Origin of the sequence: Aliidiomarina soli (genome assembly GCF_003986975.1) — a bacterium.
GTDB classification, from domain to species: domain Bacteria; phylum Pseudomonadota; class Gammaproteobacteria; order Enterobacterales; family Alteromonadaceae; genus Aliidiomarina; species Aliidiomarina soli.
This window is the reverse complement of sequence record NZ_PIPO01000002.1, coordinates 337,155-353,189: the sequence shown is the minus strand read 5'-3', so window position 1 is coordinate 353,189 and position 16,035 is coordinate 337,155. Positions and strand designations below refer to the sequence as shown.

Sequence of the window (16,035 nt, the reverse complement as noted above, 5' to 3'; positions counted from 1 at the left end):
CCGTTTTTACTTCATGTTTAACTCTTGCCTTAACTATAGCACGGGAAATGGGGTACACTCTGCGCGTTTTCTTCGAGGTATTTATGCAGTTAAATCCACGTCAGCGCGAAGCAGTAACCTACATTGGCGGCCCATTATTGGTGCTGGCCGGTGCTGGCAGTGGTAAAACCCGAGTCATCACCGAGAAAATCGCTCACCTGGTCCGCCATTGCGACTACCGGGCCAAAGACATCGCCGCGGTAACTTTCACCAATAAAGCCGCGCGCGAGATGAAAGAGCGTATTCACAAAACCCTTGGCCGCCAGGCCTGCCGTGGACTCCGTGTTTCCACCTTTCACACCCTGGGTCTCGATATTATCCGCCGGGAAACCGCCACCCTGGGTATGAAACCTGGCTTTTCGTTGTTTGACGACCAGGACTCAATGGCACTGCTAAAAGCGCTCACCGACGATGAACTGGATGTCGATAAAAGCTGGCTTAAATTAGCGGTCAGTAAAATCAGTAACTGGAAGAATGACATGCGCTCGCCTGATGCCGTACTGGCGTCAGCTGAGGGTGACGACCAAGTGTTTGCGGTAGTTTACGAGCAATATCAGCGCCACCTGAAAGCATACAACGCACTTGATTTCGACGATCTGATCCTGTTGCCAACGGTGCTGCTTCGCGATCACCCAGCCGTTCGTGAACGCTGGCAGAAACGCATCCGCTACCTGTTGGTCGACGAGTATCAGGATACCAATACCAGTCAGTACCAGTTAGTTCGCCTGTTAGTTGGCGAACGCGCTCGCTTTACCGTAGTGGGTGACGATGATCAGAGTATTTATTCATGGCGTGGTGCGCAGCCGAAGAACCTGGCATTGCTACAGGACGATTTTCCACAGCTGCGCGTGGTCAAGCTTGAACAGAATTACCGGTCCATGGAGCGGATCCTCAAATGCGCCAATATCCTGATTGACAATAATCCGCATGTGTTTGAAAAACGTCTGTTTTCCGATATGGGGTATGGTGAGCCGTTACGCGTCATCTTTGGCCGCAACGAAGAAAACGAAGCCGAACGGGTAGTCGCCGAGATAGTCCGCGAGCGTTTCTTAGAGAAAACACGCTATGGTGACTACGCCATTCTGTATCGCGGTAACCACCAGGCACGTGGGTTCGAAAAATCACTGATAAACAACCGTATACCCTACAAAATGACCGGTGGTCAGTCGTTTTTCTCGCGCGCCGAAATTAAAGACATCATGGCGTATTTGCGCTTGCTGGTGAATCCGGACGACGATAATGCGTTTTTGCGTATCATCAACCTTCCGCGTCGAGGCATAGGCCCGACTAGCATGGAACGAATTGGCGAACTTGCCAATCAGGAAAGGGTTAGTCTTTTTTCTGCCTGCCAAATTCATGGCCTGAATACTTTGTTAAGCGCGCCTGCCTTTCATGCGGTGCAAAGCTTTGTTGAGCTTATCCAGCGAACCGCACGCAAAGCGGCTGAACCCGGTGAACAAAGCGTCCATGCCATCCGCGATTTAATTAAATTCATTCAGTACGAAGAGTGGCTGTTCGAAAGCAGCCCAAGTCCGGCCGCCGCCGAAATGCGGATGAAGAACGTTAATGAGCTGTATCGCTGGGTCAGCGACATGCTAAAGGACGACGATGACGAGGCGCTGAGTCTCGAGCAGGCAGTGAATAAACTGATGCTGCGCGATATGCTCTCGCGACAGGACGAAGAAGACGACGGCGATCAGGTGCAGCTAATGACGCTGCACGCTTCAAAAGGGCTCGAGTTTCCTTACGTCTTTATGGTCGGCATGGAAGAAGGTTTGTTGCCGCACCAGTCGAGTATTGATGAAGGCAATATTGAAGAGGAGCGGCGCCTGGCCTATGTCGGTATTACCCGCGCCCAACAACGACTGATTTTCACTCTGGCCCGTGAACGTCGCCAGTATGGTGAAACTATACGGCCCGAACCAAGCCGTTTTTTATTCGAGCTGCCGCAGGATGACGTTAAGTGGGAAGATAGTCAGACCAAAGTCAGTCATGAAGAAAAACAACAACGCAGTGCCAGCAACATTGCCGCATTACGCAATATGCTGAAAAAAGACTGACTTAAGCGTAGGCTTCTTGCTCGTCGCTGGCTCCGTTATCGCTTTCCTGCAACGGTTGTGCTGCACTAAACAAGTTGCCCTGGCCATGATGCACACCCAGTTTACGCAATTGTTTAAGTAGTGCCTTTGACTCAAGCCCCTCCGCCGTCAGACGAATAGAAAGTTCTTCGCATAAGGTGACCACGTGTCGCACCATCGCACGGGCGCGCGGCTTGCGACCTGTTTGGCGAACGAAGTTGCGGTCGAGCTTAATAATGTCAAACGGATAATTATAGATAAACTGCAACGGTCCTGACCCCCGTCCAAAATCATCCAGCGCCAGCTTGACGCCGAATGCGTGCAACCGGCGCAGACTGACCAGCAGTCGTCGTCCTTCCTGTCTGAGCAGGTTTTGTTCGTCAAATTCCAGTACTACCATGTCCTTAGGTATCGGCAACGCATCGATTGCTTCTTCCAGGGCTTTAAGATGGCGCATGGTCATCAGGTGCTGTGTCGACAGGTTAAAATGAACCGGCGCCTGCGGTAATTCGCCGTCTTGCTGCTCCAGCACCAACGCCGTCTGTTTAATGACCCAGTGGTCGATATCCAAAATAGCGCCTGAACGTTCTGCCTGTTTAATAAAGGACCCCGGGGCCAATAACTTATCACCTCGTTGCCAGCGCAAGAGGATTTCGTGCCCTTCAATACGGTCGCTATCAAGCCCATAAATAGGCTGATACCACAAACGAAAATCGCGGTAGGTATGCGCACTTCGCAGCGCCGACTCCTGACTAACTGCTGCCACCAGGCCGTGGCGGATGGTATCGTCAAAGATCACATAGCGGCCGCGGCCCGAGCTTTTCGCTTCATACATAGCAGCGTCTGCATCGCGCAGCAGGCGGTCAACACTTTCATTAATATCGCGGCTTAATGCAATGCCAATACTGGCCCCGGAGAAATGCTCCTGATCGTCCAGGATAAAGGGTGCCCGCATCATCTGAATAATTGACTCAGCAACCTGCTGGGCCTGCTCAAGGCTTTCGATATGTTCCAGCAAAATTACGAACTCATCACCGCCGATACGGGCAATCAGATCATGTTGCGAGACTGAACTGCGCATGCGTTGACTGACTTCAAGCAGAAATTGGTCACCGGCCGAATGTCCAAGGGTGTCATTAATATTTTTGAAACGGTCAAGGTCGATAAAGAGCACCGCAAAGTTGCCCTTTCGCTCACGTTGTTGCCGGCGAATTGCTTTTTCGACCCGCTCTGTAAACATCGGACGGTTCGGTAATCCGGTCAGGTTGTCATGATGGGCATCGTAATAAAGTTTTTCTTCAATCTTCTTACGCCGTTCTATTTCCTCGACCAGTTCCTCGGTTCGCTCCGCAATACGTTTTTCCAGGAAAACATTGGCCCGAGCCAGTTTCTCCGCTGAACGCCGGCGTTCGATAGCAACTGCCACGTGCTGAGAAACGAAATTAAGCAACTCTAGATCATCACTCGAATAGGTCGACTCGTTGTTATAGCTTTGCACCGCCAGCACGCCGAAAACGTCGTCATTGATTGATAGCGGCGACCCCAGCCATTGCTGTGCCAGCATGCCGTTGTCACCGCCAACCACAATTTCACCGCGACGCACCAGCTCCTCACGTTCACGACTGCCGATCATAATGGGCGAGCCCTGGCGCAGAACGTACTCTGTCATCCCTTTACGCAAGCGTCGCTGCTTGGCTTTACGATCGTTTTCATCGACATAATAAGGGAAGTACACCTGCTGGTTATTCTCTGTCAGCAGCGCGACGTAGAAGTTTTGCGCTTTCAGTAGCTTATTGATCTGTTTATGCAGCTCACTGTAGAAACTGTGCATATCTTCAGAGCTATTGGTCAGTTCTGAAATCGCAAACAACACCGACGTTTGCAGCTCAGCCTTTTCGCGGACGGTGATTTCTTTCAACAGATCTTCATTGGTGACCCGCAGTTCCGCTGTCTGCCTTTTAATCTCTGCCTGCATCAACTCTCGTTGACGAAAACGTTCCAGCGCATTCACAACGTGTTGCGAAACGAACATCAGTAATTCGAGATCCTGCTGGCTGTAGCGAACGTCTTCCTGGTAACTCTGGACTACCATCGCGCCCATGATCTGGTCACCAGATAATAAGGGGACACCCAGCCAGTCCACATGCAGCGAGCCCATTTTATCGATTTCACCGCTGTGTTCTAGTTCGCGGAAGGTGTCCTTGGTCAATAACAAAGGTTCACCTGTGCGCAGCACATAACCAGTTATACCGCGCTTCAATTTTTCTGCGGGCATTTGGGTCAGGGTGTCGAGGTTATCCTGCTCGTCAACAAAATAGGGGAAGTGAACCGTTTCAGAGGCCGCGTCATACAAGCAAATATAAAAGTTATTGGCGGCCATAAGCTCACCAATAATGGCGTGTACCGACGCATAAAGCTGGTCCATGTCACGTGCCGAGGCCGCCAGCTCAGAAATCCTGAACAGCGCTTTCTGCACCACCTCTGCCTGGCGGTACTTATGCGTGAGCAGCTTCAGCCGCTCAATCACCTTTTGCTGGCGTTTGAGTTCTGAGAGCTGCTCGTTGGGGGCGGCAACTTGTGTCATGTTGTTAGACTAGTACCCTATAGTAAGTGGTCAGTCATTAAGTTATAAAACATCAGCATATAAGCAACCACTACTATACATGGGTCACAAAAGTCTGAAAAGCGTCCAATTAGTTTAAAATAATATTAATATTTGCTCTTTAAATAGTACAAAAATAAGACTTTTCAAGTTATTCACGGAAATGAGTTCGCCGCGAGCAAGCTGTAGACAAAAAAAACCGCCTTCAATGAGGCGGCTTTATAGAACTCAAATTTTTACCGGACTTATAAGCCCGCGATCATGTGCTCAACGGCGGCTTCAATCTCGTCGTCCGAGCACGCACCACAACCACCACGTGGAGGCATCGCGTTAAAACCATTGATAGAATGGTCTAACAATACGTCCATCCCTTTGGCAATACGTTCTTCCCAGTCACCGGCATCGCCTTTTTTCGGCGCACCCAGTACACCACCTGCGTGACAAGCTGCGCAAGCCTGGTTATAAACTTGTTCACCTGAACGAGGCTCACTCGAACCACCGCTTTGCGCTGCAGACGACTCACCCGCCATACGAACCTGGCCCGCTGGCTTTATGCGTTCTGCAATGCTGTCTTCTGACATATCCTGTGCAACAGCAACACCGCCTGCGATAGCCATTCCTGCCGCCATCGCTACCCAAGTCTTCCAATTCGCTAATTTCGCTACTTTCACAGTTATCTCCTGAGATTGCCAAACGACGGCCTACCCCATTCGCAACCTTTGCCTGGGGGGTTATCACCGTACTTAGAGGTTTAAACCTCCGCCGATTATAGCCACAAACCTTGCTCGGTTAAATAGCTGTCTCTTTTCATTACCACTCGTATGGGAAAAAGATCACTGTGATAAACTCAGTGGATGGACCCACATGACCGTAAAATTGCCTTACTTGACCTCGATGCCTTCTTTGCCGCGGTGGAAGTAAAAAAAGATCCAGCGCTGGCAAACGTTCCGTTTGCAGTAGGCGGTGGTGGTGAGCGAGGGGTGGTCGCAACCGCCAACTACCTCGCCCGCCAGTTTGGTGTTCGCAGCGCCATGCCCGGTCATCAGGCCCGCCGGCTATGCCCGCAGCTGCATTTTGTGCGACCTGACATGGCTGCCTATAAAGATACTTCCCTGCAAATCCAGCAACGTTTACTGGAAGTAACGCCTCATATGGAACCTGCCTCGATTGATGAGTTCTATCTCGACCTGACTGAAAACCAGCTGTGTAAGGGCAGTGCGTCACTGACAATGGAGATGATCCGTGACGAGCTAAGAGAATTTGGAGTGACTGGATCTGCCGGTATCTCAAATCAGAAAATGGTCGCTAAAATTGCCTCGGAAGAGCACAAACCCGATGGCCAGACCCTAATCAAACCCGATCAGGTATTCAGTTATATTGGTCAGTTGGCACTTGCCCGAATTCCAGGCATCGGGCCCAAAAGTCAGCAACGTTTACAAACCATGGGTTGGCATTACGGCGCCGATATCCAGGCACTGCAACTCGAGCAGCTGCAGCAAGTACTCGGCGACAAGGCAGGTTATGTGCTCCACCAGCGCTGCCTGGGGATTGATCTTCGCGAGGTCGTTACCACCCGCGTTCGCAAAAGCGTCGGCACCGAAGAAACCTTGCGTCAGGATCTGACCTCGCTGCGCGCAGTGGAGCAGTTCACGGAACGCGAACTGCTGCCATCGTTAAAGCGCCGCCTGCGTATTGACCGCTGGCAGGATGCCCGCATCAAAACTCAGACCGTTAAGCTGAAGTTCAATGATTTTCAGCAAACGACGGTCTCCCGCGCCAGCAACCGTATCAGTCCCTCGATATTTTATAGCCTGCTACGCGAGGCCTGGGACCGCCGTGCGTTGCGCTCAGTTCGCTTAATAGGCATCAGCGTTACCCTGCCCGACCCTGATTCCTCGCGTCAGCTTGAGCTCGACCTCGAGTAAACCAACACTGGTCGGCTAACGCCGTTACCTCAGCTGTGGTAATCTCCGTTATCCCCTGACCAACCTGTTACAGCTGTATTATGAAACTGATATTGAAATTAATTGCCGGTATTCTCGGCGGCATCCTGATTGGCCTGTTCGCCCCGGAATGGTTAAACCGTGTTCTGCTCACGTTTAAAGATCTGTTCAGTGAGTTGCTCACGTTCACCATTCCTTTATTAATTTTATTTTTTATTACCAGTGGGATCGCAAACCTGCCGCAAAAGTCCGGCCATTTGCTTGGGCGAACCCTGGCTATTGCCTACGGCTCGACTATTGTCGCCGGCAGCTTGGCTTATTTTATAACCGCGGCCATCGTCCCTTCGCTCACCGCAGCAAGTGGTTCGGTTGAAAACCTCGGTGCACATGGTGTGCTGCCATTGCTTAGCCTTGAAATTCCGCCCTTGCTCAGTGTTATGACGGCACTGGCAGCCGCTTTTGTATTTGGCTTAGGTATCAGCGCACTGCAGGCTACGTCGTTGCGTCAGGTTTCAGACGAAGGCCGTGACGTGATTGAGCTGCTGTTAACCAGAGTGATTATTCCACTGCTGCCGTTTTATATTGCTGGTGTATTTGCTGATCTGGCGCTCTCCGGCACCGTATTCGCGACCCTGCAGACCTTTGGCATTATCCTGGTGCTGGCCGTCGCCATGCACTGGCTCTGGCTCAGCATTATGTTTGTCAGTACCGGTCTGGCTCTGGGCGAATCTCCCCTGCGCCTGATCAAAAATATGCTGCCAGCCTATTTTACCGCGCTTGGGACCATGTCCAGTGCCGCAACCATTCCAGTCACATTGCAGGCAACCAAGCAAAATGGGGTCAGCAAACGCATTGCCGACTTTACCATTCCACTGTGCGCAACCACGCACCTGTCGGGCTCAATTATTACCATCACCACCTGCGCTGTTGCTGTCATGGCAATGCGCGAAGGGCTTGCTATCCCGAACTTCTTCGACATGCTGCCATTCCTGTTGATGCTCGGCGTAGTCATGCTCGCCGCGCCAGGCGTCCCCGGAGGTGCGGTCATGTCTGCCATTGGTCTGCTCACCAGTATGCTTGGCTTCGGCGAAGGTGCCGTGGCGCTAATGATCGCACTCTATATGGCACAAGACAGCCTGGGCACTGCTTGCAACGTAACCGGTGACGGCGCCATTGCCCTGTGGGTGAATAAGTTTGCGAAGAAAGACACAAACGCAACAGATGACATTGCCTAAGCAGTGCTTTTGTTCAATAAATCTGCTAAAATCCAGCGCTTTTCAAATCTAACTGGAAAGCGCACTTCGCGCTCAAAGAGGCAAGAATCATGGCATCCGTACTGATTTTAATGGGCTCGCAATCCGACTGGCCAGTCATGCGCCATGCAGCAACCATGCTGGATGATCTGGGTGTCGACTGGGAAGCCCGCGTGGTTTCGGCCCACCGCACCCCGGACCTGCTGCAAAGCACGATGCAGGAAGCCGAACAGGGCAATGTCCGGGTGATCATTGCCGGCGCTGGTGGCGCCGCGCATTTGCCGGGCATGTTAGCAGCCTTCACCCACCTGCCGGTATTTGGGGTTCCGGTGCAGAGCCGCACCCTAAAAGGCATTGATAGCTTATTGTCGATTGTGCAAATGCCCAAAGGTGTCGCCGTTGGCACCCTGGCCATTGGCGATGCCGGCGCTGCCAATGCTGGCCTGCTCGCCGCACAGGTAATTGGCACCCATGACAGCGATGTAGCCGGACGTATTAAGAGCTTCCGCGCAGCGCAACGTGACAAAGTAATGCAGAACTCAAAGCTGGAGTTATAACGTAGTGAATATCCTTATTCTGGGTAATGGCCAGTTGGGGCAAATGCTTGGCCGAGCCGCGATACATTATGGACACGCATGCCTGTTAGTCGATACCAAAACTGACCAGGTCATGCCGGTCGCCGCCTACGAACCATTACCCATGGATATCGCCGCGGCGACTGAATGGGCCGACGTAGTCAGTTGGGAGCACGAACAACTGGCCCCTGCGCACGTTGCCATTTGTAAAGCTAAGTTTCTGTCACCCACCGACAACATCCTGGCATTAACGGATCGCGAGTTAGAAAAATCGCTGTGCGATGAACTCGCTCTGGCGACCTCGCCCTGGCAGTCTTTCAAAACCCGGGATGAGTTGCAGGCCTGCCTGCAGCAGACACAAAATGCGGTGGTCATTAAAGCAGCCCAGGGCGGTTACGATGGACGTAGCCAATGGCGTCACCGCCCGCAAGCGGATAGCAACATCGCACCTGAGTTGCTGCAACAAGCCGGCGCCCAGCGCGGTATTGTCGAAGACATGATCGACTTCACCTGTGAAGTTTCCATTGTCGGCGCGCGCAATGCACAAGGCGACATTTGCTGCTTCCCGCTGGTCGAGAATGTCCACCGCCAGGGCATCCTCAGTCATACCCTGGCTGGAATGACCGAATTGCCAGAGCATTTACAGGCGCAGGCCGAAGATTTCTTCAAACGTTTGACCGACCATTTGCAGTATGTAGGCACCCTTGCGATTGAATTCTTTGTGGTGGGAGAAGCGAGTAGCGCACGCCTGTTAGTGAATGAAGTCGCCCCTCGCGTGCATAATTCCGGCCACTGGACCCTGACAGGCAGCAGTTGCGACCAGTTTGACCTGCATATTCGGGCCATTACCGGCATGCCATTTCCGGCAGCATTGAATACTCAGGCTACGGTCATGTTAAATGTGATTGGGGTCAGTCAAATCGCCGAGCACCTGTGGCCAAGCGACGCCGACCCATACTGGTATGGCAAAGATGCTCGCCCCGGACGTAAGGTCGGCCATATTAACTGGCGCACCACGAGCCGTGGCGAAGCACTGGCGTTCGTCGATCGCGAGCAGCCACAGGCACAACAACTGGCTGACTGAGGTCTGCCTGCGCAGTAAATAAAAACTGGCTGTCGAATGAACCATTCAGTATTTATGAACGTTTAGATAGCACACTCTTTTTTTCAGTTGGGTTCATGAACGCAGCCTCCATATTTCAGCGCCACTTTGCCCGATTACCGGTTTGGCAGTGGCTCTTTCTGGCCGTTGCCACGTTAGGTCTGTCCGCTGCATCGCGTTGGTTAACCTTACCCGGGGTTGCCTTCTCAGCCCTGTGGCCCGCTTCTGGTATATTCCTTGGTGCGGTGCTCGCGCTGGGTAACCGCCCATTATGGTTGCTGGTCCCCTGCATGGTGTTCTGGTCATCCATGTTGATGAATGAACCCTGGGCCATGGCGGTTTCCGGTGCAGCCGGACTTGCCTGCGGAAGCCTCGTTGCCCGACTACTGATTGAACGCGGCAAACATAGCATCAGTGCTCGCGGCACCTTGTCCCCGCTGCATTATCTTCCTAATCTGTATTTTAAGGGCGCTTTTGTCGGAAGCGGTATTTCATCGTTAATCGGCTCCCTTGGCTACCGTTTCTCGGTGCCTGCCGCCGCCGAATTCGCCTGGCAGGATATCTGGCTAGTCTATTGGCTGCTCGAAGGCCTTGGCGTTATTCTCTTCGCCCCACTGTTCTTCTTTATGCTGCGCCGACCGTCGTTTACCTGGCAGTCCATTCGCGTCGATTTTGCGAAAAAGCCGATCCTTATCTGGGCCGTCATGGTCCTCCTCGCGATCACCTTGTCGGTTATTCTCGGCCAACTGGGCGACGACCGTTACGCGCCCATTTTCGCTCTCGCGCTATTCCCGCTGGTATGTTGGTTTGCCGCCGAAGCGAGCCCACCATCCCTGGATAGTATCATTCCAATTTTTGCCGCTATCTTCGTCGTTTTTTCTATTTACCAATGGGGTGGTTTACCTGCCGTTGAGGACATTACCGGATTACTCCGCGTCTTACTCCAGGTTGGTTTTCTGGCAGTTATGGCACAGCTGGTCGCTAATATTAATCACCAGCGCCACCTGCTGCTCGACCGGTTTCGCCGCCAGGCGTACCAAGACTATCGTACCGGCCTGGCAAATGACCGTGGGTTATATCAGGAAATAAAAGAGCTACTGGAAACCAACCGTAACGGTCAGCATTACCTGGCTTACATTAGCCTGATCGATATTCAAATCATCAAAGAATTATTAGCACTGGACGGTGCCATAACCGTTGAGAGCGTGCTGACCCAGCAATTGCAGCAGTTTGCCGTGGACCACGCCGTGATCGCCCGGTTAAGCGAGGGCCGCTTTGCCGTGCTCCTGCCAAACAGCACTAAAACGCAGGCGGAGATAGCAGTCAATGAATTGCAGCAACGCTTGTCGCGGCCAGTGGACGAAGCCGGGATGCGCTCTAATTTACGTATCTCGATAGGAGTAACGCCGGTTAATGGCCAGCTTTATAGCCCCCAACAGTATGTCAGTGTGGCTGCTCAGGCGGCTAATATTGCCAAGCAGCATTCGTTGAATGTGTACTGGGTAGACAACCCCAAACAGGTGGCAGCGGACCACTACAGCAAGCTGAATCGCTTTGGGTTATTAAAAGACGCCATCGAGAACGATGAACTTGAACTCTTTGCGCAGGAAATCCGTGCTCTACGGGAGCCGGAAGAAGGCAGAGCCTTTGAAGTCCTGGTGCGGATGCGCGACGAACAGGGCGAGCTTTTGTCCCCGGCCCAGTTTATGCCAGCCGCCGAGGCCTTTGGCCTGATGCCCGCACTCGACCGCTGGGTTATCCACCATACGATGGCATTTCTTGCCGCCGATAGCGCTCGCCTTGAGGGCACCTGCAAATGTGCGATCAACCTCTCCGGGGCATCATTGTCAGATCCTGACCTTGCCAACTACATTGCCCAGCAACTGAATTATTTTCAAATACCGGCGAGCAAACTAACCTTTGAAATAACAGAAACCGAAGCCATAACCAGCACCCAACAGGCCACCAAATTTATTCTTGATGTGCATGCCCTCGGGTGCCGAGTCGCCCTTGATGATTTTGGTACTGGCCTGGCGTCGTTTGAATACCTGCGCCAATTCCATTTTGACGAGATAAAAATCGATGGGGTTTTTATCCGTGAACTCGCAAACAACGACGTCGATGAGAGCATCGTCAACGCAATTTGTAAGGTAGCGGCCGCGATGCAACTCAAAACTGTTGCCGAGTTTGTGGAGAATGTTGAATTGTCAGATCGCCTGGCAAACCTTGGCGTAGACTACGCGCAAGGGTATGGTATTGGCAAACCTCAACCAATAGGCGACCTCTTCACCCATGGCAAACGCTCAAGCTGACACTTACCTTCTGGCCCTCGATCAGGGCACAACCTCCAGCCGTGCCATCTTGTACAATTCGCTGTTACAACCTCAGTGCAGTGCCGCGTTTGAGTTCGAACAGCATTATCCGCACAACGGCTGGGTGGAGCATGATGCCGAAGATTTATGGCAAACCACGCTACAAAGTTGTCAGCAGGTTATTCGCGACAGTGGTATCGAACCACAACACATTAAAGCACTGGGTATCACCAACCAGCGTGAAACCACCTTGCTATGGGAACGTTCAACCGGCAAGGTTTTATCAAACGCCATTGTCTGGCAGGACCGACGCACCGCCCGCTTTTGTGACAGCTTAAAACAACAGGGGCTGGAGCCCTTGTTCCGCGAACGTACCGGATTGCTGCTCGACCCTTATTTCTCGGCGACCAAGTTGCGCTGGTTACTGGACAACGTGGAGGGCGCTCGCGAAGCCGCGGAGCGCGGCGAACTTTGTTTTGGTACCGTCGACTGTTACCTGCTCTGGCGCCTGACCAACGGTAAGGTCCATGCGACCGATGCCAGCAACGCGTCACGCACACTGCTAATGAACTTAGCGACCCGGCAATGGGATGACGAATTGCTCGAAATCCTTGATATACCTCCCTCGGTGTTGCCTGAAATCAGAGATAATGCCAGTGATTTCGGCCATACCGACGCTGAATTTTTTGGCCACCCTATCGCAATCTCAGCCATGGTTGGCGATCAGCAAGGCGCACTCATAGGGCAGGCATGTATTCATAAAGGCATGTTAAAAAGCACCTATGGCACAGGCTGCTTCGCTTTGCTCAATACAGGTTCGAGCCCGATATTTTCGGACAACCGACTACTCACAACGCTCGCCTATCAGCTGAACGGCGAACCAACCTATGCCCTGGAAGGCAGTATTTTTATGGCCGGCGCCATTATTCAGTGGCTCCGCGATAGCTTAGGCGTGCTAAGTACGTCAGCAGAGAGCGAAACCCTCGCCGAAGGAGTTGATTACCAGCAAAGCGAAATTCTGGTGCCAGCTTTTACTGGCCTGGGAGCCCCCTACTGGGACCCGGACGCACGCGCAGCGTTATTCGGTATGACCCGCGATACCGGTCGTGAAGAACTGGCGGCTGCCGCGTTAAAAAGTGTCGCCATGCAAAGCCAGGATTTACTGCAGGCAATGGCCGATGACGGTCAGCCCGCAACCCGCCTCCGGGTCGATGGCGGCATGACAGACAACCGCTGGTTTTTACAGGCCTTAAGCGACATGACCGGACTGCCGGTGGAGCGGGCCGCTATCAGTGAGGCAACATCGCTTGGCGCTGCCTTTTTGGCCGGGTTGCAGAGCGGGGTTTTCAACAGCCTTGAAGATATAACAGCGCTGCATAAGGTCGACATTGAGTTTAGCAGCAATCTGAACGCGTTAATTCGCGATGAGATCCGGCAAAGATGGTTAGCCGCAGTGGCCAAAATCCGCTAAACTACTTGCCCTTTTTTTATTGTCAGGGTTGATTGAAAGTGACTAAACAACTTTCGCAACAAGATCGGCAGCCCGGTCCTGATCACGAGGCTATGGTAGAGCTCGCGCGTCAGGCTATGGCAAAAAGCTATTCGCCCTATTCAGGTTTTAAAGTAGGCGCGGTGGTGGTCACCCGCAACGGTAGCGTATTCAGTGCCTGCAATGTCGAGAACGCCTCCTACCCGGAAGGTACCTGTGCCGAGGCCGGTGCCATTTCAGCAATGGTGATGGCGGGACAACAGCGAATTCAGGCTATCTACGTAATCGGCGCCGGCGACGGCCTGGTCAGCCCCTGTGGCGGCTGTCGTCAGCGTATCCGCGAGTTTGCCGATAGCACAACCACCGTCCATATTTGCGGTCCGGAAGGCATTCGTAAGTCGCTTCTGCTTGACCAGCTACTACCCTATTCATTTGGTCCGCAGCATTTGAACGTCGCGCAGGCGGATTAGCCAGCAAGGAACCTCTATGAACCAGCAAGCCAGACAACAGATTGCCGCAAAAGCCGTCAGCCTACTCGATCTGACCAGCCTCAACGACGATGACAACGAGGCTAGTATTCGCGCGCTGTGTGAACAGGCCGTGGTAACCGACCACAACGGTCAGGCGCATAGTGTGGCGGCGCTTTGTATTTATCCGCGCTTCATTCCTTTTGCCCGTGAGACCCTGGATGCACTCGGTTTCTATCAGGTGCGTATAGCGACGGTCGCTAACTTCCCCCATGGCCGCGCTAATATTGATACGGCCGTGAAAGAGACCCAAGCGTGCGTTGCTTATGGCGCTGATGAAGTCGATGTCGTAATGCCCTATCAGGCGCTACTCGACGGCGATGAGAAAACTGTATTTAACTTAATTGCAGCCTGCAAAGCGGCCTGCGGAAACCAGGCCCAGCTAAAAGTTATCCTCGAAACGGGTCAACTTGAATCCGCTCAGCTGATTAAGCGCGCCAGTGAACTCGCCATCCAGGCAGGTGCAGACTTTATCAAGACATCCACCGGTAAAGTAGCCGTCAATGCCACCCCTGAGTCAGCCCGTACTATGCTTGAGTGCATCGCAGCACAACCACGCAAGGTCGGTTTCAAACCTGCCGGTGGAGTGCGCAACCTGGATGACGTCACAACCTATTTTAACCTGGTAGAAAACAGCGTAGGAGCTGGACAATTGACCCCAGCCCTGTTCCGTTTTGGTGCCAGCTCATTGTTGAACGCCTTAAAAGACGAGCTGACGGGTGCCGAAACCAAGTCATCCGAGCAAGGAGCCTACTAATGTTACCGCAGGAAGTTATTCGCGCTAAACGAGACGGAAAAAACCTCTCAGATGAACAAATTGCCTTCTTCGTCAACGGCATCACCAAAGGCACCGTGACCGAAGGCCAGGTCGCTGCGTTCGCTATGGCAGTGTACTTTAACGGCATGAACCTGCAGGAGCGAGTCGCTCTAACGCGCAATATGATGCACTCCGGCAGTGTCCTCAAGTGGGATGATCTCGACTTGCCTGGCCCGGTGGTGGATAAACATTCTACCGGCGGTGTCAGTGACATGGTCAGCCTTATGCTTGGGCCTATGGTCGCAGCCTGTGGCGGCTATGTGCCGATGATTTCAGGACGTGGGCTTGGCCATACCGGCGGCACTCTGGATAAATTCGACAGCATTCATGGCTACAACACCAGCCCGGATTTAGCGACCTTCCGCGATATCGTGAAGAACGTAGGGGTGGCGATTATCGGCCAGACCAGCGATCTGGCGCCAGCGGACAAACGTTTCTATGGCATCCGTGACGTCACCGCGACCGTGGATTCAATGCCGCTGATCACAGCCTCGATACTGTCGAAGAAATTAGCCGCTGGCCTCGACGCCCTGGCGATGGATGTGAAAACTGGTAGTGGTGCCTTTATGTCCACGCTTGATGACGCTAGCGGGCTGGCCGAAAGCATCGTTAAAGTGGCAAATCAGGCGGGTGTTCGCACCTCTGCAACCATAACCGATATGAATCAACCGCTTGGTAGTACCGCTGGCAACGCGGTGGAGATGCTTGAAGCGGTAGACTACCTGACCGGTAAACATCGTAATCCTCGTCTGCACCAGGTGACCATGGCCTTGTCCGCGCAAATGCTGACCCTGACAGGCTTAGCCAGCAGCGACGAAGACGCTCATCAGCAACTTCAGCGTGTGCTCGACAATGGTAAAGCCGCTGAAGTCTTTGCGCAGATGGTGCATGCATTAGGTGGCCCCGCCGACTTTATTGACAAGCCGATGGCCTCAATGCCAGCTGCCCCTGTGGTAGTGCCAATCCTCGCCGAGCAAAGCGGTTTCATTCATCGCATTGAGACCCGCGATCTCGGCTTGGTGGTCGTCGAGTTAGGCGGCGGTCGCACCAACCCTGCAGACCCGGTTGACCATGCAGTCGGCCTCACTCAATTACCTGTAGTGGGCGACCGGGTTGAAAAAGGCCAGCCAATCGCCACCGTGCATGCACGCACCGAACAAGCAGCACAACTGGCTGCCCGGCAGCTCCGTGCCTGTATTGATATAACCAGCACGCAACCTAAGCCAACCCCGGTTGTCTATTCCACTATCAGCCCGCAGCAAGCGGAGCAGATCCGCATCGACTAGCGACGAGGTGAG

Annotated in this window: 12 protein-coding genes; 10 read left to right on the top strand and 2 right to left on the bottom strand. The window is 53.1% G+C overall.

All coding sequences use genetic code 11. The features are described 5' to 3' along the window. Positions 1 to 83 precede the first annotated feature (83 nt). Complete coding sequence (rep, locus tag CWE14_RS05215) at positions 84 to 2,099, top strand: DNA helicase Rep (RefSeq protein ID WP_126798432.1); 2,016 nt, start codon at positions 84 to 86, stop codon at positions 2,097 to 2,099. A 1-nt stretch (position 2,100) separates the two neighbouring features. Here the strand turns inward: rep and CWE14_RS05210 are convergent, their stop codons facing one another. Beyond that, positions 2,101 to 4,701, bottom strand: coding sequence for a sensor domain-containing phosphodiesterase (locus CWE14_RS05210; RefSeq protein ID WP_126798431.1), 2,601 nt, complete (start codon positions 4,699 to 4,701; stop codon positions 2,101 to 2,103). Positions 4,702 to 4,964: 263 nt separating this feature from the next. After that, positions 4,965 to 5,348, bottom strand: coding sequence for a c-type cytochrome (locus CWE14_RS05205; protein ID WP_126798641.1), 384 nt, complete (start codon positions 5,346 to 5,348; stop codon positions 4,965 to 4,967). A 225-nt stretch (positions 5,349 to 5,573) separates the two neighbouring features. Here CWE14_RS05205 and dinB point away from each other — a divergent pair, with 225 nt between their 5' ends. The 9 genes from dinB (at position 5,574) to deoA (ending at position 16,023) form a co-directional block, all read left to right on the top strand. Then, a complete protein-coding gene (dinB, locus tag CWE14_RS05200) occupies positions 5,574 to 6,644 on the top strand; it encodes a DNA polymerase IV (protein WP_126798430.1) in 1,071 nt (356 codons plus the stop codon). An 80-nt stretch (positions 6,645 to 6,724) separates the two neighbouring features. Beyond that, the gene (locus tag CWE14_RS05195) at positions 6,725 to 7,897 is read left to right on the top strand and encodes a dicarboxylate/amino acid:cation symporter (RefSeq protein WP_126798429.1); all 1,173 of its coding nucleotides are present in this window, start codon (positions 6,725 to 6,727) and stop codon (positions 7,895 to 7,897) included. An 89-nt stretch (positions 7,898 to 7,986) separates the two neighbouring features. Further along, positions 7,987 to 8,472, top strand: coding sequence for a 5-(carboxyamino)imidazole ribonucleotide mutase (gene purE, locus CWE14_RS05190; protein WP_126788746.1), 486 nt, complete (start codon positions 7,987 to 7,989; stop codon positions 8,470 to 8,472). Positions 8,473 to 8,476: 4 nt separating this feature from the next. Continuing rightward, positions 8,477 to 9,574 (top strand): ATP-grasp domain-containing protein, encoded by a 1,098-nt coding sequence (locus CWE14_RS05185; RefSeq protein WP_126798428.1) that lies wholly within the window; start codon positions 8,477 to 8,479, stop codon positions 9,572 to 9,574. A gap of 95 nt (positions 9,575 to 9,669) precedes the next feature. Next, positions 9,670 to 11,904 (top strand): sensor domain-containing phosphodiesterase, encoded by a 2,235-nt coding sequence (locus tag CWE14_RS05180; protein ID WP_126798427.1) that lies wholly within the window; start codon positions 9,670 to 9,672, stop codon positions 11,902 to 11,904. Then, positions 11,885 to 13,375, top strand: coding sequence for a glycerol kinase GlpK (gene glpK, locus CWE14_RS05175; protein WP_126798426.1), 1,491 nt, complete (start codon positions 11,885 to 11,887; stop codon positions 13,373 to 13,375). The genes CWE14_RS05180 and glpK overlap by 20 nt, the downstream gene beginning before the upstream one ends. A 38-nt stretch (positions 13,376 to 13,413) precedes the next feature. Beyond that, positions 13,414 to 13,863 (top strand): cytidine deaminase, encoded by a 450-nt coding sequence (locus tag CWE14_RS05170; RefSeq protein WP_241972330.1) that lies wholly within the window; start codon positions 13,414 to 13,416, stop codon positions 13,861 to 13,863. Positions 13,864 to 13,879: 16 nt separating this feature from the next. Then, a complete protein-coding gene (gene deoC / locus CWE14_RS05165; RefSeq protein ID WP_126798425.1) occupies positions 13,880 to 14,677 on the top strand; it encodes a deoxyribose-phosphate aldolase in 798 nt (265 codons plus the stop codon). Beyond that, entirely contained in the window at positions 14,677 to 16,023 is a 1,347-nt protein-coding gene (deoA, locus tag CWE14_RS05160) for a thymidine phosphorylase (protein WP_126798424.1), read from the top strand. The genes deoC and deoA overlap by 1 nt, the downstream gene beginning before the upstream one ends. Positions 16,024 to 16,035: the final 12 nt, after the last annotated feature.